Source organism: Variovorax ginsengisoli, assembly GCF_030486595.1.
GTDB lineage: Bacteria > Pseudomonadota > Gammaproteobacteria > Burkholderiales > Burkholderiaceae_C > Variovorax > Variovorax ginsengisoli_B.
The window spans coordinates 18,064-37,075 of the sequence record NZ_JAUJZH010000048.1 but is presented as its reverse complement, the minus strand read 5'-3'; the positions used below and the strand labels follow the sequence as shown (position 1 = coordinate 37,075).

At 64.6% G+C, this 19,012-nt stretch carries 16 protein-coding genes; 6 read left to right on the top strand and 10 right to left on the bottom strand.

The window, feature by feature from the left end:
* Positions 1 to 426 precede the first annotated feature (426 nt).
* Positions 427 to 672 (top strand): hypothetical protein, encoded by a 246-nt coding sequence (locus QZH52_RS36635; RefSeq protein ID WP_301816211.1) that lies wholly within the window; start codon positions 427 to 429, stop codon positions 670 to 672.
* A 27-nt stretch (positions 673 to 699) separates the two neighbouring features.
* Here the strand turns inward: QZH52_RS36635 and QZH52_RS36630 are convergent, their stop codons facing one another.
* From QZH52_RS36630 to QZH52_RS36600, 7 genes are all read right to left on the bottom strand, one after another.
* Entirely contained in the window at positions 700 to 939 is a 240-nt protein-coding gene (locus QZH52_RS36630; RefSeq protein WP_436411669.1) for a DUF3606 domain-containing protein, read from the bottom strand.
* A gap of 180 nt (positions 940 to 1,119) precedes the next feature.
* The gene (locus QZH52_RS36625) at positions 1,120 to 2,202 is read right to left on the bottom strand and encodes a flavin reductase (RefSeq protein WP_301816210.1); all 1,083 of its coding nucleotides are present in this window, start codon (positions 2,200 to 2,202) and stop codon (positions 1,120 to 1,122) included.
* Positions 2,203 to 2,399: 197 nt separating this feature from the next.
* Positions 2,400 to 3,929 (bottom strand): UxaA family hydrolase, encoded by a 1,530-nt coding sequence (locus QZH52_RS36620; protein ID WP_301816209.1) that lies wholly within the window; start codon positions 3,927 to 3,929, stop codon positions 2,400 to 2,402.
* A gap of 11 nt (positions 3,930 to 3,940) precedes the next feature.
* Positions 3,941 to 4,915: a Bug family tripartite tricarboxylate transporter substrate binding protein gene (locus QZH52_RS36615; RefSeq protein WP_301816208.1), complete on the bottom strand. Its 975-nt coding sequence runs from the start codon at positions 4,913 to 4,915 to the stop codon at positions 3,941 to 3,943.
* Positions 4,916 to 4,953: 38 nt separating this feature from the next.
* The gene (locus tag QZH52_RS36610) at positions 4,954 to 6,399 is read right to left on the bottom strand and encodes an FAD-dependent oxidoreductase (protein ID WP_301816207.1); all 1,446 of its coding nucleotides are present in this window, start codon (positions 6,397 to 6,399) and stop codon (positions 4,954 to 4,956) included.
* A gap of 27 nt (positions 6,400 to 6,426) precedes the next feature.
* Complete coding sequence (locus QZH52_RS36605; protein WP_301816206.1) at positions 6,427 to 7,089, bottom strand: GntR family transcriptional regulator; 663 nt, start codon at positions 7,087 to 7,089, stop codon at positions 6,427 to 6,429.
* Positions 7,090 to 7,666: 577 nt separating this feature from the next.
* On the bottom strand, positions 7,667 to 8,347 hold the full coding sequence (locus QZH52_RS36600) for a hypothetical protein (protein ID WP_301816205.1): 681 nt from the start codon (positions 8,345 to 8,347) through the stop codon (positions 7,667 to 7,669).
* Positions 8,348 to 8,488: 141 nt separating this feature from the next.
* On the opposite strand from QZH52_RS36600, the gene ligD reads away from it, so the two are divergent.
* Positions 8,489 to 10,864 (top strand): DNA ligase D, encoded by a 2,376-nt coding sequence (gene ligD / locus QZH52_RS36595; protein ID WP_301816204.1) that lies wholly within the window; start codon positions 8,489 to 8,491, stop codon positions 10,862 to 10,864.
* Here ligD and QZH52_RS36590 read toward each other — a convergent pair whose 3' ends face one another.
* The 3 genes from QZH52_RS36590 to QZH52_RS36580 form a co-directional block, all read right to left on the bottom strand.
* On the bottom strand, positions 10,865 to 11,095 hold the full coding sequence (locus QZH52_RS36590) for a hypothetical protein (protein WP_301816203.1): 231 nt from the start codon (positions 11,093 to 11,095) through the stop codon (positions 10,865 to 10,867).
* Positions 11,096 to 11,405: 310 nt separating this feature from the next.
* Positions 11,406 to 12,179, bottom strand: coding sequence for a GntR family transcriptional regulator (locus QZH52_RS36585; RefSeq protein WP_301816202.1), 774 nt, complete (start codon positions 12,177 to 12,179; stop codon positions 11,406 to 11,408).
* Positions 12,180 to 12,187: 8 nt separating this feature from the next.
* Complete coding sequence (locus tag QZH52_RS36580) at positions 12,188 to 13,102, bottom strand: polysaccharide deacetylase family protein (RefSeq protein WP_301816201.1); 915 nt, start codon at positions 13,100 to 13,102, stop codon at positions 12,188 to 12,190.
* Between the two features lie 164 nt (positions 13,103 to 13,266).
* Between QZH52_RS36580 and QZH52_RS36575 the strand changes: the two genes are divergently transcribed.
* From QZH52_RS36575 to QZH52_RS36560, 4 genes are all read left to right on the top strand, one after another.
* On the top strand, positions 13,267 to 14,451 hold the full coding sequence (locus QZH52_RS36575) for an ABC transporter substrate-binding protein (RefSeq protein WP_301816200.1): 1,185 nt from the start codon (positions 13,267 to 13,269) through the stop codon (positions 14,449 to 14,451).
* Between the two features lie 2 nt (positions 14,452 to 14,453).
* Entirely contained in the window at positions 14,454 to 15,332 is an 879-nt protein-coding gene (locus QZH52_RS36570) for a branched-chain amino acid ABC transporter permease (RefSeq protein ID WP_301816214.1), read from the top strand.
* Positions 15,329 to 17,899 carry a branched-chain amino acid ABC transporter ATP-binding protein/permease gene (locus tag QZH52_RS36565; RefSeq protein ID WP_301816199.1) on the top strand — a complete coding sequence of 857 codons (2,571 nt, stop codon included), beginning with the start codon at positions 15,329 to 15,331 and terminating at the stop codon, positions 17,897 to 17,899. Before QZH52_RS36570 ends, QZH52_RS36565 begins: the two co-directional genes overlap by 4 nt.
* 61 nt (positions 17,900 to 17,960) lie before the next feature.
* Positions 17,961 to 18,986: an isopenicillin N synthase family dioxygenase gene (locus QZH52_RS36560; protein WP_301816198.1), complete on the top strand. Its 1,026-nt coding sequence runs from the start codon at positions 17,961 to 17,963 to the stop codon at positions 18,984 to 18,986.
* Positions 18,987 to 19,012 lie beyond the last annotated feature (26 nt).

Below are 19,012 nucleotides of genomic sequence, written 5' to 3'. Positions count from 1 at the left end.
AAGCGCTCGACAGTCGGCTTATCACCCACGATCAATGTCTTCATCCACGACTCCTTGAAGTTCGTGGGACAACATCATATCTAATCTATTGAACGCAAATTGGTATGAGCGCATGTGTCCAGCTGTCGTGCTTCAAGCTCCTGGTAGACCGAAGCATCCTTTGTGCTCTCGATCAGGACCCAATGAAAGACGCCCGGATCCGGTTCGTCCACGGTGGCGATCGAGCGGAGATGGTCAGTCATCGGCTGGGGCTTCCTCGAGGTAGGTGAATGGTTCCGGCATCCTACTTGTGAGGCCGCCGAGTGCGTGTCAGCGCTTAGCGACAGCGCCACCCGTCGATGACCGCCTACACCAACGTGGGCGAACTACTACTCTTCCTGGGAGGCACCGTGGCGACGCTTTTGTTTTGCACAAGGAGATCGCGGAATGACCGAAGGCAAACATCAGCCCGCCGTGCCGTCGCCGGCCCATGAAGCAAGGCTCGGAGACCCTGGGGCATCCTCGGGTCGCAACATAGAGCAAAGCCGCGCCAACGGGCAGGACCCTCCCGAGGAGGGCAGCCGTATGGGGCGCGAGGCGAACAAAAAGTCCGGCTTCCCGGGCACCCCGGACATTGGCACCGATGCGGCCCAAACCGAGGAAGCCGCGGGGGACGACAGCGCCAGGCAGTGATTGACCCGGCCTGAGCGGGCGCAGAGCCTACTTCTGAAGCTTGCCCAGGTGCTGGCGCACCGCGTCGGCACTGACGCCGACTGCGGCCACGGCTTCGCGTAACTTGGCTTCGGACACGCCGAGGGCCTGCGTCCAGTAGCGGACCTCATGGTCCTCGTTGACATTGATTCGGGCACGGTAATGCGCACCGCGGTTGGTAGGTAGTGTCGTCTGGCATGGAGTCTCCTTCTGGCTGAGCCGACGTAGGTTCCCTAAAGTTCTGGCCATTTTTGCCTAAACCTAGGCCACTTTTTTCCCTCGCACGCAAGGTTCCGCGCCACGCTTTCCCTTCTGGCCGCTGCACTTGCGATCGAGATCGTGCGCGGGCTCGCGATCGGCGGGGGGTTCCTCGTCCTCAAGGCGTCGGAGCTCGACAGACACGCAGCGTGTATCGTCGGTAGTTGAGCCTCAGGCGGGAACTGATTTCTTGAAACCAAGACGCCAGGACAGCTCTCTAGCTGCCGCCCGCAGCGCTGTGGCTACAGGTCCGTTCCAGTCGGGATCCAGCAAATCAGCTCGGTTCATCACCGTTAGTGCCAACACCATTTCGCCCTTGGCGTTCACGATCGGAGCGCTCAATGCATTCACCGTCGCCTGGTGGCGCTCCGAAGGCGTGGCGCCGATTGTCCGGGCCAAGCCTCGTGACCGCGCCTCTGCGAGTTGGCCCATCAAGACCCCGATCTTCGGCCCGCTCATACCAGCATTAGCCGCGAGTTCACGGGCCAGTTCCGGCTGGATTGTGTCGGCGTCGTAGAACGCGGCAAAGGCCAGCCCGGTCGCCGCTTGAGTGAGGCTCACCACGACGCCAGTCTGCAATTGCCGGCTGACCGGACGACCTGAGGGTTCCCAGCGCACGATAGTCGGGCCACGGTTGCCCCAGGCCCCCAAGCACGCGGTGTGCCGACCGACCTGCTCACAGATTTCCGGCATCGCCGCGCTGGCCAAGCGCACCGCCTCGATCGTCGCCGGGAAGCCACAAGCGTCCTCCGATGCGATGGCACCGCCGAGTTCTTGCGCGAAGGTGACCATGTAGCAGCCTTCGCCAAAGGCCAAGGCCTTGCGTGGCGCACGACGGATCTTTTCCACACGGCCAAGATACACGACGTGATCGCCGCCAGGCCATGCCGCAACCTTGACACATTCCAGATGGGCTGCACTTCCCTCGATGATTGGCATGCCACCGATACCCTCGGAGGTGGCGATTCCGGCGAACTTGTCTTCGGCCGCTTTTGCGAACTGGTCGGACACGTGCGCCTGGTCATGCGCCATGATGTTCACCACGAAGCGCTCCCCGTCACGGAATGCCGGATAGCTCCTCGAGTTCAGCGACTGGCTCCAAAGGATCAAGGGCGGGTCAAGCGAGACCGAACTGAAGGAGTTAGCAGTAATGCCATGGCGCCTACCAGTGGCATCGACGGTGGTCACCACCGTCACGCCGGTAGTGAACGCGCCGAGTGTCGTGCGAAGGTCGCGGCTGTCGAAGTTGTTCATGAGATGCTCATGGCGCGATGGGTTTCGACCAGCAAAACGGTGCGGAGGAAAGCGAGCGAATGGGTCATGGCGTGTGTCCATCCCGTCACCGGTGATCGGAACTCCCGGGGTTTCAAAGCGCGAAAAGTACGGCCCCGCCAACGCCCGCGACCATCCCTGTACCGTTTGGCCACCGTTGACATCGCCCTATTCGCGGGTCACATCTGAGCGCCGATCATCCAAGGAACGGTTTCGTCGTTGCCCACGCCTAGCTGCTCGCTCTTCGACTTTTCGCCGGACGCGACGGCCAGCATCTTCTCGAAGATTTCCCTTCCCTTTTGCTCGAGCGTGGCGTCGCCGTCCATGATGTCGCCGCAGTTGACGTCCATGTCGTCGCGCATGCGCGCATACATCGTTGAATTGGTGGCGAGCTTGATGGAGGGCGCAGGCTTCGAACCAAAGCAGGAACCGCGGCCGGTCGTGAAAGCAACCAGGTTCGCCCCACTGGCGATCTGGCCAGTAGCGCCCATCGGGTCGTAGCCGGGGGCGTCCATGAACACCAGCCCGCGGGCGGTGATCGGTTCCGCGTACCGATAGACCCCCATCAGGGCCGACGAGCCACTCTTTGCAACGGCGCCCAACGACTTCTCGAGAATGGTCGTCAGTCCGCCCGCCTTGTTGCCGGGCGTCGGGTTGTTGTCGATGCTGCCCTTCTCTCGGTCGGCGTAACTTTCCCACCACTTGATCAGGTCGACGATGCCTTGTCCGACCTCGGGCGAGGCCGCGCGTCGCGTGAGCAGGTGCTCTGCGCCATAGATCTCCGGGGTCTCGCTCAGGATCGCCGTGCCACCCTGCGCGACCAAAAGATCGACCGCAACGCCGAGAGCCGGATTCGCCGTGATGCCGGAGTAGCCGTCGGACCCACCGCACTGCAACGCGACCGTCAGGTGCGCGGCGGACACTGGCACCCTGGTGTATTGGTTGGCCGCGGGAAGCATCTTTTCTATGGCTGCAATCGCCGCGTCCGCGGTCTTGCGTGTGCCGCCCAAGTCCTGTATCACCAACGGGACGGTCGTGCGCCCGGGTTCAATCCCTTGCGCCAGGAACATGGCCCCCATCTGATTGGCCTCGCAGCCCAACCCGATGACCACGACGCCCGCGAAATTCGCGTGCTTCACATAGCCGCCCAGCGTTCGGCGCAACTGATTCACACCGTCGCCGTTGTGGTCGATGCAGCAACCGAAGCTGTGCGTGACGGGGACCACGCCGTCAACGTTGGGATAGGCATCGAGCATGCCTGCCTTGGAAAAATGCTCGACGACGAGCTTGGTGACGGAAGCCGAGCAATTGACAGTGCTCACCACGCCAATGTAGTTGCGCGTCGCGACCCGGCCGTCCGGCCGCCGAAAGCCGAGGAACGTTGCCGGCTCCGCGGCGGCTTCGGGCTTCCGCGCGTCGGCCCCGAAGGCATGGTCGCGTTCGAACGCGCCCATGGTCAGGTTGTGCGTGTGCACGTGTTCGCCCCGTCGAATCGGTTGGGTAGCAAAGCCGATGATCTGACCGTACCGCCGGACCGGTTCGGACTGCTCGATATCAGCTATCGCGACCTTGTGTGCCGCCGGTATGTCGGCACCGACGACCACGCCTTCGTACTCCGACAGGACACTGCCGCGCGAGAGCGCGTTGCGGGCGATCGCCACGTTGTCCTTCGGATCGAGCCTGAGAGCCAGGGATTCACCAGTGTTCATGAAAGAATCCCTCACTCGAGCTTGACGCCGGCTTCCTTGATCACGGAAGCCCACTTGGTCGTCTCGGACTTCAACGTGCTGCGGAATTCCTCGGGCGAGCTGGGCGTCAGTTCGAGTCCCTGATCGCCGAGCTGTTTCTTCACCTCCGTGCGCGCCAGCACCTTGCGCAGCGACGCGTTGATGCTATCGACCACGTCTTTGGGCATGTCACGCGGCCCGACGATCCCGAACCAGGCGTTGGTCTCGAAGCCCGGGAGACCGGATTCGGAGACCGTGGGTACGTCGGGCATCGCGGGCGAACGCGTGGCGCTGGTGACTGCCAAGGCGCGGACCCGGCCCGCCTTCACATGCGGCACAGCGGTGGCCATCTGGTCGAACAACAGCTCGATCTGACCGCCCATCACGTCGGTCATGGCCATTGCATTGCCCTTATAGGGCACGTGCTTGATGTCCACCCTGGCCGTGCTCTTGAACAATTCGCAGGCCAGGTGCTGCGAGGTGCCAGTGCCGGCCGAGCCGCAGTTCAGGGAGCCGGGCTTGGCTTTCGCCAGCGCCACCAGTTCGCCCATGTTCTTCGCCGGAAAGCTGTTGCTGCTGACGATCATCAGCGGCGACGAGGCGAGCATGGAGATCGGCGTGAAGTCTTCGATCGGGTCGAACGGCACCTTGGCGAACAGGCTCGAGTTGGTGACGTGCGTGATGGGGACCACCATCAGCGTGTAGCCGTCCGCCGGTTGCCGGGCGACGTACTGCGATCCGATGATGCCGCTCGCGCCCGCCCGGTTCTCGACGACGACAGTCTGCTTCCAGGCTTCGCCGAGCTTCACGGCCAGCACGCGAGAGAGCAAGTCGGCTGTGCCGCCGGGTGGGAATGCAACGACGATGGTGACCGGTTTGGTCGGATAGGCCGGTTCTGCAAGCGCCGGTGGGCTGGCGCCCATCCACAGGGTGGCTGCCGCGGCGGCGAGGAATGAAAGAATCTTCATGAAGACAATCCTTTGCTTGTGGGTTGTTTGGCCAAGGGTCAGGCGGCCTCTGGCACGAGCTTTTCGGCAGCCGAGCCCACGTCGATGCCTTGCTGCCCCAGGGCGCTTTGCAACTGGCGCACGTCGAGCGCGCCGGGCGTGACGCCCTGCTCGGCTGCCAGCGCTGCGCCGACACCGGCGATCTGCCCGGTCACCAGGCAGCAGTACTGACCACGGGTCCACATGTCCGCTTCGTGCGTGACGGACAGCACACGGCCACTCACGGTCATGCCGTCGACCTTGTTCGGCGTGAACACGCGCCACGGGATCTCGAACCACGTCAGGTCTGTGGTCACAGTGCGGTAGACGGCGTCATTCGGCGCGCCCTCGCCCCCCTCGGCCTTGTGCCAGTCGCGCCCTGCTGCCATGTGTCGCCAGACGCGGATCACGCTGTCGTCGAATGTGCGTTGCGCAACCAGGTCCTCCTGCGGCAGCACATAGGGGCCGCGCACTCGGCGCGTTTCGCGCACGCCGACCGTCGGCGAGGAGTCGATGACATAGGCATTCTCGAAGCCGGGGATGTATTTGCGGATGACGGTCTTCAGCTGGCGGTTTTGCAGCCGGGCCTGGGTGTCGGCGCGTGAGATGTCCCAGGCGTTGGTGCCGTCGACGCCGTAGACGCGCGAGTTGTTCACGGTGACGATGCCGTGTGCAACGTCGATGCCCTCGAACCGGAGGTAGTGGATCTCTTCCGGGAGTTCGCCAGCCGCGCGGGCCTTGTCGGCGATATGGAAGAAGCCAGACAGCCGAACGAGCCCCTTTTCAGGTTGGATGATGTGAAAGTTGGGGTCGGCCGTGAAGTACTCTTTCGGTTGGCTGCGGCAGTACTCGATCACTTTGCCCAGGTCGACACCCCCGAGCCTGAACAGCACACTCATCGGGCGCATCTTGTTGTCCGACTCACGCCCCTTGACGTACTCGGCGCCGGCTGCGGCGGCGACGTCGGCATCACCCGTGGCGTCGACAACGGTTTTCGCCAGAATCGCCTGGCGACCGGACTTGTTCTGGATGATCACGCCCTTGATGCGCGAGCCTTCCATGATCGCGTCCTCGATCCAGGTGTAGTTCAGCACTTCGACGTTGGCCTGCTGCAGCAGATCGACAGCCGCCTGCTTGAATCCCTCGGGGTCGAACGGGAAGGTCGGGCCCGTGATGTTGCCTTCCCCGCGCTCGGCCAGCGTGAGCGCGATTTCGCGGGCCACGCCGGTCATGCGTGACACCGGCACATTCCAGGTGTTCATGAGGACCGCCGTGGCGGCCCCGCCCAGGAAGGCATTTTTCTCGATCACCATGGTTTTGGCGCCAGCGCGGGCAGCGCCGAGCGCCGCACCGATGCCGGAGACGCCGCCGCCGCACACCAGCACATCGACCTCGCGGACGATGGGTGTGTTGCGCGGCGGCTCGACGAGGAAGTGCTCTTGGCTGTTGATGGAAGTGGCTTGCATGGGTCGGTTGCTCCTGGGTTGGGCCGCTCAGCCGATGGCTGCAGGTCGGCTGTGGTATGAAAAAAGGGTCGCCTCGTAGGAAAGCCGCACGTGTTCGCGGGCGCGCGCTTCGGCGTCCGCAGCGTTGCGCGCCTTCACGGCCTCGAGGATGGCGCGGTGTTCCTGGGTCGCTGCGTCGCGCCGTTGCGCGTCGGCGCGCAGGACCGAGCGGCGTGAGTGGACGATCTGCCCATTGAGTGAATCGAGGATGTTGGCCAGGCGCTGGTTGCGGGCGGCGGCAACCAGGAGGTTGTGAAAGTCCGTTCCGATCTGCACCCACAGATGCCAGTCCTGCTCGTTCTCGTAGCGCACGCACAAGGCCTCGAGCTCGACGAGTTCCGCGTCGGTTGCGCGCTGCGCCGCACAGCGCGCGGCGGTGCCTTCCAGGGACTCGCGCAGGTCGAACAGATCGCGCAGGTCATCCAATGAGCGGTGGGGAACGATGTAGCCGCGCGCCGGCACGGCCTGCACGAAGCCGTCGCGCGCCAGCACTTTCAGCGCCTCGCGCACCGGGGTGCGGCTCATGCCCATCCGGGATGCCAGGTGCACCTCGAACAGCGGTGCCCCAGGGGCGATTTCGCCCTGAAGGATCGCCTCGCGCACCTTCTGGTAGGCATGAGTCGCCAGATCCTCTGTCTTGAGATTCAGCATATGTGGACTCGGTGTGGACTCTGTGTATACACGGTGTACGCATCATAAGCCCGGGATGCGGCGGCACGCCAGTGTTTTTAAGTAGGTGAATACCCCTAGCGACGCTGGGTTGAGCAGGATCGCTGGAACGGCAGGCAGACGACAAGCCGTCGCAGGCGGCCCCGCTGCGATCGAAACTCAGCGATCGACGAACAACCGACGGCTTGATTTCCAAGCGGCATCGTGATTCCGATTGCCAGAACAACGCGATCCAGGAAGCGGAGCCCCGCAAGTGCGCAGACCACTGGCGAGGCTCAAATCGCCAGCCCCGAGGAGAGGCCAATGGCTGAAAGGAAATGTCTCTACGAAACTCTACCTAAACAGGCCTCAGACGCATGCAGCACGCACGCTGCGCCCATACAACTGCAACCTCGCTGGGTCGACGTGCCCGGCTCGGTGACGGCCAGTTGTTTCTCCGGGCTCGCCAGCGCTTCGTAAATTCGCACCTGTCCGTCGGCCGCATAGCTCTATGTGGGCCGAGGCGAGTAGGAATTTGCCGAGGCCCGCTGCAAGAGGGTGTGCGGTTGTACCGGCTGCGCTATCGATTGCTTCGGACGAAGGTGGCCAGATTGGCCTTCTGCACGGCCAGCAGATCCTGCAGATCCGGTGCAGTCTGAGCGCGACGGTAAAGGTTCACCGAGAACCCCATGTCGCGAACGATTGTGGCGCCGATGACGCCGACCTGCGCACCGGTGGTTTTGTCGTTCAGAGTAGCCCGCGATGCAATCGCCATGTATGCGGCGGCATCATCACTTGCGATGACCCCGAAATTCTGTCCGGTCTCCACGATTGGATCGAAGCGATTCAATTTTTGTTTAGCGGCTGCGAAACCAGAGTCGAGGATTCTTCTTTCGGCCCCCACCACGAAGGCGATGTACTCTGCTCGAGCGATGCCTCCCATGGGCCTACCATTCTCGATCGGCAGAAGGATTTGACCGAACCGGTGTAACTCAGTCCGACCTCCGGCTTTCACCTCCGCCACCTCGTCGCACGCAGCAAAAAGCGACAGCATCAGATTCGTGCCGTCGTCGATCACTTTGGAGTAAATGCGCCGAAGTCTCTCCTCAGGAGGCGAGGCGCCGAGTTCGCAGTAGCCCGCGGGAACGACGAGTTCCACCACTTGGCCGCCCACCGTTACTGGTCTAGCCGCGGCGATACCGGCCAACGCGACACAGAGAAGCCCGGCGGCCGCGGTCAAATAGGTTCGGATTTGGGTCATAGCACCTTGCTTCAATTTCTGTGAGGAGACCGCTTCAAAAGCCGAATTGAAGCACACGAGTTCCATCGTCGGACGACGCTTCCCGCAGCCCAAGATGCCGGACGACGACCCAGAGTCGTCCTCTGCACATAAAGTGGCACCATGGCGAACCTGCGCTCCCTCAAGCCCTACAAAGCGAAGCGCAACTTCACCGTCACGCCCGAGCCGGCCGAGGGCGGCGATGCGAACCCCGCCGGCCTGCAGTTCGTGATCCAGAAGCACTGGGCGTCCCGCCTGCACTACGACTTCCGGCTCGAGCTGGACGGCGTGATGCTGAGCTGGGCAGTTCCCAAAGGCCCGAGCTTCGACACGGCCCACAAACGCATGGCGGTGCAGACCGAAGACCACCCCATCTCATACAACCAGTTCGAGGGGACCATTCCCCCGAAGCAGTACGGCGCAGGGAAGGTTGTGATCTGGGACAAAGGCATCTGGGTGCCTGTCGGCGACCCGCGCAAAAGTCTCGAAAAGGGCGACCTGAAATTTGATCTCCATGGCCACAAACTGCGCGGGCGGTGGGTCCTCGTGAAGATCAAGAGCCGCGAGGAAAAGCAAAACGCTTGGCTGCTCATCAAGGAGCGCGACGAGTTCGTGCGGCCGGCCAGCGAGTTCAGCGTGGTCGACGAGATGCCCGACAGCGTGGCCGGCCTGCCGATGCCCGCCGGCGCCGCGGCTCCCGCCGAGTCCGCCGAGTCCACCGGCAGCCTGGCCGGCGCGAAGAGGAGTGCCCTCCCCGCCAAGATCGCGCCCGAGCTCGCCACGCTGGTCGACGGGCCACCCAGCACCGGTGACGACTGGGTGCTGGAGATCAAGTTCGATGGGTACCGGATGCTGGCGCGGGTGGACGACTCCGGCGTGCGGCTCTTCACGCGCAACGGGCACGACTGGACGAAGAAGCTGCCCCACTTGGCGCGCGACTTGGCCGCGATGAAGTTGCCGCCGTGCTGGCTCGACGGCGAGATCGTGATCCTGAACGGCCAGGCGCTACCCGATTTCGGGGCTCTGCAGAACGCCTTCGACAACGCGCGCACGAAGGACATCACGTTCCATCTCTTCGACCTGATGCACCTCGACGGCCTCGATCTGCGCCAGGTGCCGCTCGTCGAGCGCCGGGCGCAGCTGCAGCGGCTCCTTGAGGGCGCGCCTGACTCGATCCGTTTCAGCGAGGCCTTCGCTGGCGCGCCGCGCGACGTCGTCGCCTCCGCTTGCCAGCTCGGCCTGGAGGGGATCATCGGCAAGCGCAAGGACAGTCCCTGCACGTCGAGCCGGAGCCCGGACTGGATCAAGCTCAAGTGCAGGCAGCGCCAGGAGTTCGTCGTGGCCGGTTGGACGCACGTTCGGGGAACGAAGTCCGGCATCGGCGCCCTCCTCTTGGCGGCGCACGACGCTGCGGGCAACCTGGTCTATGCGGGCAGCGTCGGTTCGGGCGTCAGCGGCAAGGTCGTGCCGACTCTCCAAGAGAAGCTCGCGCCCCTGGCGGCCAAGACCAGCCCGCTCCATGGCGCCACGGATGCGAGCGCCCGCGGCGCGCAGTGGGTGCGCCCCGAGCTGGTGGTCGAGGTGAGCTTTCAGGAGTGGACGAAGAGCGGCCACGTCCGGCATCCGGTGTTCCACGGCATCCGCACGGACAAGCCCGCGAAGGCGGTCGTGCGCGAGGTGCCGCTGCACCTGCGGCCGGCCGCAGGCGGCGAGGTTCAGCGTACCCTCCCGGCCAAGCTCCGGGTTTCGAATCCGGAGCGGGTGATTGATTCGTCAACTGGCGTCACCAAAATCGAGCTGGTGCGGTTCTATGGCCTGGTCGGGCCCTTGATCCTCGAACACCTGAAAAACCGCCCTGTGTCGCTCGTACGTGCGCCGGAGGGCGTCAGCGGCGAGCTGTTCTTCCAGAAGCACCTGGACAAGGGCGAGATCGTCGGCGTTCGCCAGCTCGACCCGGCCCTGAACCCAGGCCACGCCCAACTTCTTGAGGTCGCCACCGCTCAAGGCCTGCTGTCGGCCGCCCAGCAGATCCAGCAGGCCGCCGAGATCGTGCGCGTATTCCTGGAGCAGTTGGAGCTCGCCTCGTTTGTGAAGACCAGCGGCGGCAAGGGCCTGCACGTCGTGGTGCCGCTCAAGCGCCTCTACGACTGGGACACCGTGAAGGACTTCTCCCAGGCGATCGTCGTACACCTGGCGCGCACGCTCCCCCAGCTCTTCGTGGCCAAGAGCGGGCCGAAGAACCGCGTGGGCAGGATCTTCATCGACTACCTGCGCAACGGTTTCGGCGCCACGACGGCTTCGGCCTGGTCAGCGCGCGCTCGGCCGGGGCTGGGCGTGTCGGTGCCGATCGCGTGGGACGAACTTGCGAAAGTCACAAGCGGGGCGCACTGGAACGTGCGGAACATCCATACGCGGCTGGACAAGGGGAATGATCCCTGGATCGCTTACGGCGATTCGGCTCGACCCCTGGGGCGAGCGATGGGAATCCTGCAGGGATAGCTACCAGCTCACGCGCGAGCCGGTATCTGTGAGGCAGGTACGCGCCAGTATGTTTCCCGCGGCATCGGTGATCTGACCGTTTACCGCACCGGTGAAACTGTTTTCATCCGCGGACAAGGTGCGCGTTCCCTTTGACTTCTGCAAGCCGAGAACCGACCCATCGGGGTTGAAGCGATAGAACACCAACGTAATGGTGTAGGTCCGATGGGATTCGCGTATCCAGGTTCCCATTGAAGCGCTCGTCAAGGCGGGCGGCGCATTGCTTGTTCATCTGACCGCTGTCTTCGAACTCGGATCTCCTCGACGATGGCGGTGAAGGTCACGTTTCGAAGAGGCAAAGCAGCCATTCTGGGCAGCCTTGCAGACGTTCGTACCCGTAGTTGCCGATCAGCCGAAGTCCGATCAGCGGCTGCAAATATTGAGTGGTCAAGCCGATACCTGCAGAACGACCGCGGCACAAACCTCTGTCATCCATCCAGCTGACCATCACCGTGCCCGGCGGCGGCCCGTATCTGGACATAGCCCGGCATTGCCCGACGCATCACAACAAACCCAGCAGCCGCCCCAGACTCGAATCCTCTTTCTCGCCCCTCACCAACACGTTGCGCTCCAGCTCGCGCAAATGCCCGACCATCAAGCGCACGGCTTCGTCCGCATCCTTGCGTTCGATGCACTCGACGATGCGCTCATGTTCTTCGTGCTCGCACGAGGCCTTGCCCGGCGGCTCGTGCAGCGCGACGATCAACGAGCTGCGCGACACCAGTTCGACCAGATAGCGCTCGAGGATGGCGTTGCGGGCCAGCCCGGCAAGGCGCAGGTGGAACGAGCTCGCCAGCCGCGCCCATGCCGGCTGCTCCACCCGGTGCATCGCGCTGTGCTCCTGCTTGAGGTGGCGCCGCAGTTCGGCCAGATCGCGAGTCGTGGCGTTTTCGGTCGCGGTGCGGACGATGACGGCCTCCAGCCCGCGCCGGGCTTCGAAGATCTGGCGCGTTTCCTCCGCCGAGGGCATGGCGATGATGGCCCCGCGGTTGGGCCTGAGTTGAACGATGTAATCGTGCGCGAGCTTCTGCAAAACCTTGCGCACCACCGACCGGTTGACGTGGAACAGATCGCACAGCAAGTTCTCCGGCAGCTTGGTCCCCGGCGCGAGCCGCTGGTTCATTACACCATCGAAAATCGTCCGGTAGATCCGCGATTCGATATGTTCGCCGGCCTCCGGCGACGACAAGGCGCCGCTGGGGCGCGGGACCTCGCCGTGGTGGCTGGCTGGAGCAGCGGGAGCTTTGTTGACGCGCGCGGTACTTGTTCGGGGCATGTTGTCCGTCAGCTTGCCACAGCCGGGGCGACCAGGTCCATGTGGGCGCAGATCCCCCCGGGTGTGGTGAACCAGATTTCGCCGCGGTCGCGCATCCCGGCAAGGTGCTCGAGCGCGCGTCGCAGGTGGCGAAGCCGGTACGGCTGGCCGACGATATACGGATGCAGCGCGAGGCCCATCACCAATGGCTGGCGGCGCGATTGCTCCAGCATCTCGTCGGCGTTGTCTATGATGATCTGCGCGAAATCCTTGGCGTCCATCTGCCTGGCGACGATCATGGGAATGTCGTTGAGCTCTTGCGGATAGGGAATCGACCAGAGCGCATGTCCGCCGCGGGTGGCCATCCTGACGGGTTGGTCGTCGTGGCACCAGTTGAGCGTGTAGCGATAGCCGGTCTCGGCCAGCAGGTCGGGCGTGTGGTGACTTTCGGAGATCCAGGGCGAGAGCCAGCCGGAGGGCGCGCAGCCGCTCTCTTTCAGGATTCGCGCGCGGCAGTCCGCCAGCAGGGCCGCCTCGGAGGCCTCGTCCATGTCGCCCTGCCGTTCGGAGTTGCTGTGACCGTGCCCGACCAGTTCGTCGCCGCGTGCAACCGACGCCGCCACCAGTTCGGGGCAGTGATCGTAGATGGCGGTATTGAGCAGCGTCGATGAAGGAAGCCCGAGGCTTTCAAAGAGTTCAAAGCATCGCCAAGCGCCGACGCGATTGCCGTATTCGCGCCACGAGTGATTGAGGACGTCGGGATGCGCGCTGACCGGACCGATGCTTGCGCCAAGGCCCTCCCCGAATGCGAAGTGTTCGAGATTGAAGCCAAGGTAGACCGCGACCCGCGCGCTGTTCGGCCACTCGTAGCGTTCACGGCGCGTGATGGGTTGGTAGTCGAAGCGGCGATGCACGGGCAGCGGGCCGAAGTAGCGGGCGTTCATTGTCAAAATTTTCAGTTGGGAGGGTGCAGCCAGGTGCGGGAGCTGTAGGAGCCATGTTATTGTCAACAATCCCGAGCCGATATGGTTGACGCAACAGTTTAACAAGTGTTGACATGGCATGGAGTTTGCGTGTCCCGGAGACCACCACCGTCCCCGGAGCCGAAATGTCCCGATTGATCCGCCGTCCCGCCCATTCCTGTGCATGGGCCCTGGCCTTCACAACACTTTCCAGTGCGGCAAGTGCCGCGGAGCCGATCAAGATCGGCCTCGTCGCGATCCTCTCCGGTCCCTCAGCCTTGTCCGGCGAGGCGATCACGCGCGGGTTGCAGACGGCCATCGACGAAGTCAATGCAAAGGGCGGCCTGCTGGGCGGGCGCAAGCTCGAACTAGTGCGCCGCGACGACGAGTCCAACCCGACCAAGGGCGTCACGGCCGCGCGCGAGCTGATCTACAAGGAGAAGGTTGCGGTGCTCTTCGGCGGCGCCGACACGCCGGTCGCAATGGCGATCGTGCCGCTCGCCAACAAGGAGGCGGTGCCGTTCATGGTGCCCTGGGCGGCAGGCACGCCGATCACCCACAACGGCGCGGCCACGAACTACGTCTTCCGGGTCTCCGCGGTCGATGAAGTGGTCGACAAGGCTCTGGTGCAATACGCCCAGAAGACCTTCAAGTCGACCAAGCCAGGGCTGATGCTCGTCAACAATCCGTGGGGCGAGTCGAACGAGAAAGGCCTGAAGGCCACGCTCGCCGAAAAGGGCGCCAGCGCCGCCGGCGCGGAAAAATTCGAGGACGCTGACCTCGACATGGTCCCGCAACTCACGAGGCTAAAGAACGCGGGCGCCGACTCGATCATCATGGCCGCGCCCACCAGCTCGGGCGCGCAGATCGTGAAGTCGCTGGATCGCATGGGCTGGAAGGTGCCCGTCGTCTCGCATTGGGGCATTGCAGGCGGTCGCTTCACCGAGCTCGCCGGCCCGAACGCGAAGGACGTGCACTTCGTGCAGACCTACAGTTTCTTCGGCAAGCAATCGCCGGTCGGCGAACGTGTGACGAAGGCGATCATGGCCAAGTACCCCGGCGTCAAGGGACCGGCGGACATCACGCCGGCATCGGGCGTCGCCAACGCCTACGACGCGATGCAGCTCACGGCGCTGGCGATCGCGCAGGCCGGATCGACCAACGGCGACGCCATCCGCCAGGGCTTCCACAAGATCCCCAGCTACGAAGGCCTCATCAAGAACTACACCCAGCCTTTCGGCGGCAACAGCCAGGACGCATTGAGCGCTGACGATTACGTCTGGGCCCACTTCGTCGACAACCGCGTATTGCCCGTGGGCATGGACAACTGATGATGACGCTGATCTCCGCGTTGCTCAGCGGAATCGGGCTCGGCAGCATGTACGGCCTGATGGCGCTCGGGTTCTACGTGACGCATGCCGTTTCGGGCACGGTTAATTTCGCGCAGGGCAGCGCGATGATGCTCGGCGCGGTGTTCGCCTTCGGCTTCGCGCAGACACTGGGCCTGCCCATGCTGGTGGCGGTGCCGTTGGCGCTTGCGCTGTGCGCGGCCTACGGCCTGGCGGTCGAGTTCCTCGCGGTGCGACCGTTCGTGAGTCGCAATTCGAACGGATGGCTAATTGCCACCGTGGCGCTCGGCATCATCGTCGACAACGTGGTCCTCTTCACTTTCGGCAAGGAGCCGCGCAGCCTGCCTTCGCCGTTGGCGATGACGCCGCTGTCGCTTGGCGGCGTCGGGCTCGGCATCTATCCGCTGCAGGTCCTGATCCCGATCGTCGGCATTGCGCTGGCCGCTGTGCTCGATGCGCTTTCGCGGCGCACCCGCTGGGGCGTCGCGATGCTGGCGGTGGTCCAGAACCGCGACGCCGCGCGGCTGGTCGGCATTCCGATCCGGCGCGCCGCGGGGCTTGCCTATGCGCTGTCGGCCGTATTGGCGGGCGTGGCGGGCGTCATGATCGCGCCCCTGCTCAACGTCTCGGCGACCATGGGCACGGTCTTCGGGCTCAAGGCCTTCGCGGTGGCGATTCTCGGAGGCATCGGCAACCCCTGGGGGATGGTGTTCGCGGGACTGATCTTCGGCATCGTCGAGTCCTTCATCACTTCCACGCTGGGTTCGAGCTACACACAGATCGTCAGCTTCTCGCTCGTGATCGTGGTGCTCGCGATTCGCCCTGACGGACTCTTCGGCCGCGCCGAGGTGAGAAAAGTATGAGCGCATCCCCGAAAGCAATTCTCGGCCTCGGGTCCGCCGGGCAGATCGCCGCCGTCGCACTGCTGCTGGGTGCGGGGCTGGTCGCGGTCAACATCGTCAATTCCTACTATGTGTTCGTGCTGGCCAACGTGGCGCTGTTCGCCATCGTCGGCATCGGCCTCAACGTGCTGCAGGGGCTCACGGGGCAGGTCTCTTTCGGGCATGTCGGTTTCTATGCCATCGGCGCCTACACGGTGGGCATCCTCACTTCGAAGGCCGGCTGGAGTTTCTGGGAGGCGTGGCCCGTGGCTGCGGCGCTGGCCGGTGTCATGGGGGTCGTGCTCGCACTGCCGGCGCTGCGCGTCAAGGGGCCTTACCTGGCAATGATCACGGTTGCCTTCGGCTTCATCATCGAGCACGGCGTGATCGAGTTGCGGGGTCTCACCGGCGGGCACAACGGCATCATGAACATCCCGGCGCCCACGCTGCCCGGAGGCGCCGGCACTGAACAGAGCATGGCGACGATCGCCCTGCTGACCGTCGGCGTTTCGCTGGTGCTGTTCGCATGGCTGTCGCGCGGCACGTGGGGTGCCGCGATGCGCGCTGTCAGGGACAGCGAGACGGCCGCCGAATCGGTGGGCATCAATCCGCTGGTGGTGAAGACCGTCGCTTTTTCCATCTCAGCCGTTGCGGCCGGGCTCGCGGGTGGTCTGTTCGCACCGCTGTCGGGGTTTGTCGCACCGAGCGCCTTCGGCTTCGGGCAGTCGATCCTGTTCGTGCTGGTGGTGATCCTGGGCGGCGCGGGCGCTGTCGGCGGGCCGCTGCTCGGTGCACTGATCGTGGCGCTGCTGCCCGAGCTGCTGTCGAGCATGGAAGAGTATCGCCTGCTGTTCTTCGGGGTGCTGCTTCTGCTGGCCTTGTGGGTCGCTCCGGCCGGCGCGCTGGGACTTTGGGCCACGCTGAAGCAGCGGCTGTCGGGCGGCCCGGCCAGCGGATCATCGAGCGCGCAGGCGGATGGCGGCGCCGGACTCCCATGGGCGCCGCGCGAGCGGCGACCGCTGGCGGCGCAGCGCCTGTCGATGCAGTTCGGGGGCGTTCGCGCGGTGAGCGACCTGAGTTTCGATGCGGCCGCGGGGCGGATCACCAGCCTGATCGGCCCGAACGGTGCGGGCAAGACCACGGCCTTGAACATGCTAAGCGGGTACTACGTGCCCACCGGCGGCTCGTTCACGCTGGGCGGCGAGCGCCTGGCCGCCCTGCCCTCGCATGCGATTTCGCGCCGCGGCGTGGCGCGTACCTACCAGACCTCCCAGCTCTTCGGCAGCCTCGATGTGGAAAGCAACGTCGCGCTCGGGTTGGCGCGGGGACGCCTGGGCCCGCTGTTCGGCGCGGCAGGCTATCGCGCGCCGGCGTTGCGAGCGCGGGCGCGCGGCCTGTTGGCGTTCTGCGGGTATCGGGGCGACGGCGCCAAGCTCGCGGGCGATCTTGCGCACGTCGACAAGCGCCTGGTCGAGATCGCGAGAGCGCTGGCCACCGACCCCGAAATGCTGTTGCTCGATGAGCCCGGTGCGGGACTGTCGCGTGAGGACAAGGACAACCTAGCCAGCCTGCTGCAGCGAATCGCAGCGGCGGGCATCGGTGTCCTGGTGGTGGAACACGACATGACGCTGGTGATGAGCATCTCGAACCAGATCGTCGTGCTCGACGCCGGACTGTACCTGGCCGCCGGCACACCGGCCGCCGTGCAGGCCGATCCGCGCGTCAAGCAGGCCTACCTGGGCGAATCATTGGACACGACAGCCGGCGCTTCGCGCGGCAATGCCAGGGCGAAAGCAGACCCGCCGCGCGAAATGCTCGGCGTGGGCGCGCTCGTGGCGAGCTACGGTGCCGAGCCGGTCTTGCACGGCGTCGATCTCCAGGTACAAAAGGGCGAAGTGGTCGCACTGCTCGGCGCCAACGGCGCCGGCAAGTCGACCTTGATGCGCGCACTCTCGGGGCTTCATCGCCCGGTGCAGGGAGGCATCCACCTGGAGGGCACCGAACTCTCGCAACTCGCGGCCGAACTGGTCGTGCGCCGGGGCCTGGTGCTGGTGCCGGAGGGGCGGCAGGTGTTTCCCGAACTCAGTGTCCGCGAGAACATCCGCCTGGGCGCGTTCACGCAACCCGATGAGCGCGAGCCGCGCGTCGAGGAGATGTTCCACCGGTTCCCGCGCCTGCGCGAACGCCAGCACCAGCGTGCCGGCCTGCTGTCGGGCGGCGAGCAGCAGATGCTGGCCATTGCGCGCGGGCTGATGTCGCGGCCGCGAATACTCCTGCTGGACGAGCCTTCCCTGGGCCTGGCGCCAAAGCTCATCGCCGAGCTCTTCGCGGCGCTGGATGCGCTGCGCGAGGAAGGCATGACCGTGCTGCTGGTCGACCAGATGGCCAGCCTCGCATTGGCGTTGGCCGACCGGGCCTACGTGATCGAGGGCGGCCGGATCGTTGCGCAGGGCACCGCGGCCGAAATTGCGCAGGACGACGCGCTGGCCCGGACCTATCTCGGCGTACAGGACGAGCCCGTGCCGCCTGTCATCGCGAAGGCGGCCTAGTTACGCATCCACCCCTCTCAGCTCATTCCATTTCATTCAACCGCACACCCAGGCACCCCCGATGATCGAACGAAATCTCGCTCCCAACCTCAACATCATTCGGCCCGACGCGCCCGAAGAAATACCCGTGTTCGACCTCGGACCCTACCTGCTGGGCGAGGCCGGCGCGATGGAGAAGCTCGGCACCGAACTGCGCTACGCGCTGGAGAATGTCGGCTTCTATTTCATCGTCAACCACGGCTTGGACCAGGCCTTGATCGATCGCACCTTCGCCGCGGCCAGGCGATTCCACGACCTGCCGCTGGAAGAGAAGCTGGCGCTCAAGCTCAACGAGCACATTCGCGGCTACCAGCCGATGAAGGGCGCGGTCACGCGTCACTCGGCCGTCAATGCGAACAACCTGCCGAACGTCAACGAGGCGATTTTCTTCGGCCCGGAGTTGGTCGACGACCACCCTGACGTGCTGGCCGGCAAGCCATTCCGTGGCCACAACCAGTGGCCGTCCGACCTGGCCGGTTTCCGCGAGGACGTGCTGGCCTACACCGCTGCCGCGCAGGCCGTCGGCGTCTCGCTGTTGCCGCTGTACGCCCATGCGCTCGAACTCGAAGTGGATTTCTTCCTGCGCGGGTTCAAGGAGCCATCGTTCACCTTCCGCATGTCGCACTATCCGCAGACCGAAGTGCTGCAGGACAACGAATTCGGTCTTGCTCCGCACAGCGACACCAGCTTCATGACACTGCTTCCGGAGAACGAAGTGCCGGGGCTGTCGATCCGCCTGCCCAACGGCCGCTGGATCGATGCGCCCGTGCTAAAGGGCAGCATCCTCGTCAATGGCGGCGACATGCTGCGCCGCTACACCAACGACCGCTTCCTCGCCACGCCCCACAAGGTCGTCAACCGCTCGGGCGTCGAACGCTATGCCATCCCGTTCTTCATGGATTGCAGCTACGACTTCGTGATGGAGTGCCTGCCGACCTGCCAAAGTCCAAGCAACCCGCCTCGCTACGAAGCCTTTTCCTACGCCGATTACCGCGCCTTCTATCGCGCGTCGAACTTCGGACCGACCCTGGCCGCGACGACCGCCTGAGCGGTTGGCCTTCAGGGGTGCCTGCA

Coding starts and splice junctions, on each gene's coding strand:
- QZH52_RS36635 (WP_301816211.1), top strand. CDS start 427: ATGACCGAAGGCAAACATCAGCCCGCCGTGCCGTCGCCGGCCCATGAA.
- QZH52_RS36630 (WP_436411669.1), bottom strand. CDS start 939: ATGGCCAGAACTTTAGGGAACCTACGTCGGCTCAGCCAGAAGGAGACT.
- QZH52_RS36625 (WP_301816210.1), bottom strand. CDS start 2,202: ATGAACAACTTCGACAGCCGCGACCTTCGCACGACACTCGGCGCGTTC.
- QZH52_RS36620 (WP_301816209.1), bottom strand. CDS start 3,929: ATGAACACTGGTGAATCCCTGGCTCTCAGGCTCGATCCGAAGGACAAC.
- QZH52_RS36615 (WP_301816208.1), bottom strand. CDS start 4,915: ATGAAGATTCTTTCATTCCTCGCCGCCGCGGCAGCCACCCTGTGGATG.
- QZH52_RS36610 (WP_301816207.1), bottom strand. CDS start 6,399: ATGCAAGCCACTTCCATCAACAGCCAAGAGCACTTCCTCGTCGAGCCG.
- QZH52_RS36605 (WP_301816206.1), bottom strand. CDS start 7,089: ATGCTGAATCTCAAGACAGAGGATCTGGCGACTCATGCCTACCAGAAG.
- QZH52_RS36600 (WP_301816205.1), bottom strand. CDS start 8,347: ATGACCCAAATCCGAACCTATTTGACCGCGGCCGCCGGGCTTCTCTGT.
- ligD (WP_301816204.1), top strand. CDS start 8,489: ATGGCGAACCTGCGCTCCCTCAAGCCCTACAAAGCGAAGCGCAACTTC.
- QZH52_RS36590 (WP_301816203.1), bottom strand. CDS start 11,095: ATGGGAACCTGGATACGCGAATCCCATCGGACCTACACCATTACGTTG.
- QZH52_RS36585 (WP_301816202.1), bottom strand. CDS start 12,179: ATGCCCCGAACAAGTACCGCGCGCGTCAACAAAGCTCCCGCTGCTCCA.
- QZH52_RS36580 (WP_301816201.1), bottom strand. CDS start 13,102: ATGAACGCCCGCTACTTCGGCCCGCTGCCCGTGCATCGCCGCTTCGAC.
- QZH52_RS36575 (WP_301816200.1), top strand. CDS start 13,267: ATGTCCCGATTGATCCGCCGTCCCGCCCATTCCTGTGCATGGGCCCTG.
- QZH52_RS36570 (WP_301816214.1), top strand. CDS start 14,454: ATGACGCTGATCTCCGCGTTGCTCAGCGGAATCGGGCTCGGCAGCATG.
- QZH52_RS36565 (WP_301816199.1), top strand. CDS start 15,329: ATGAGCGCATCCCCGAAAGCAATTCTCGGCCTCGGGTCCGCCGGGCAG.
- QZH52_RS36560 (WP_301816198.1), top strand. CDS start 17,961: ATGATCGAACGAAATCTCGCTCCCAACCTCAACATCATTCGGCCCGAC.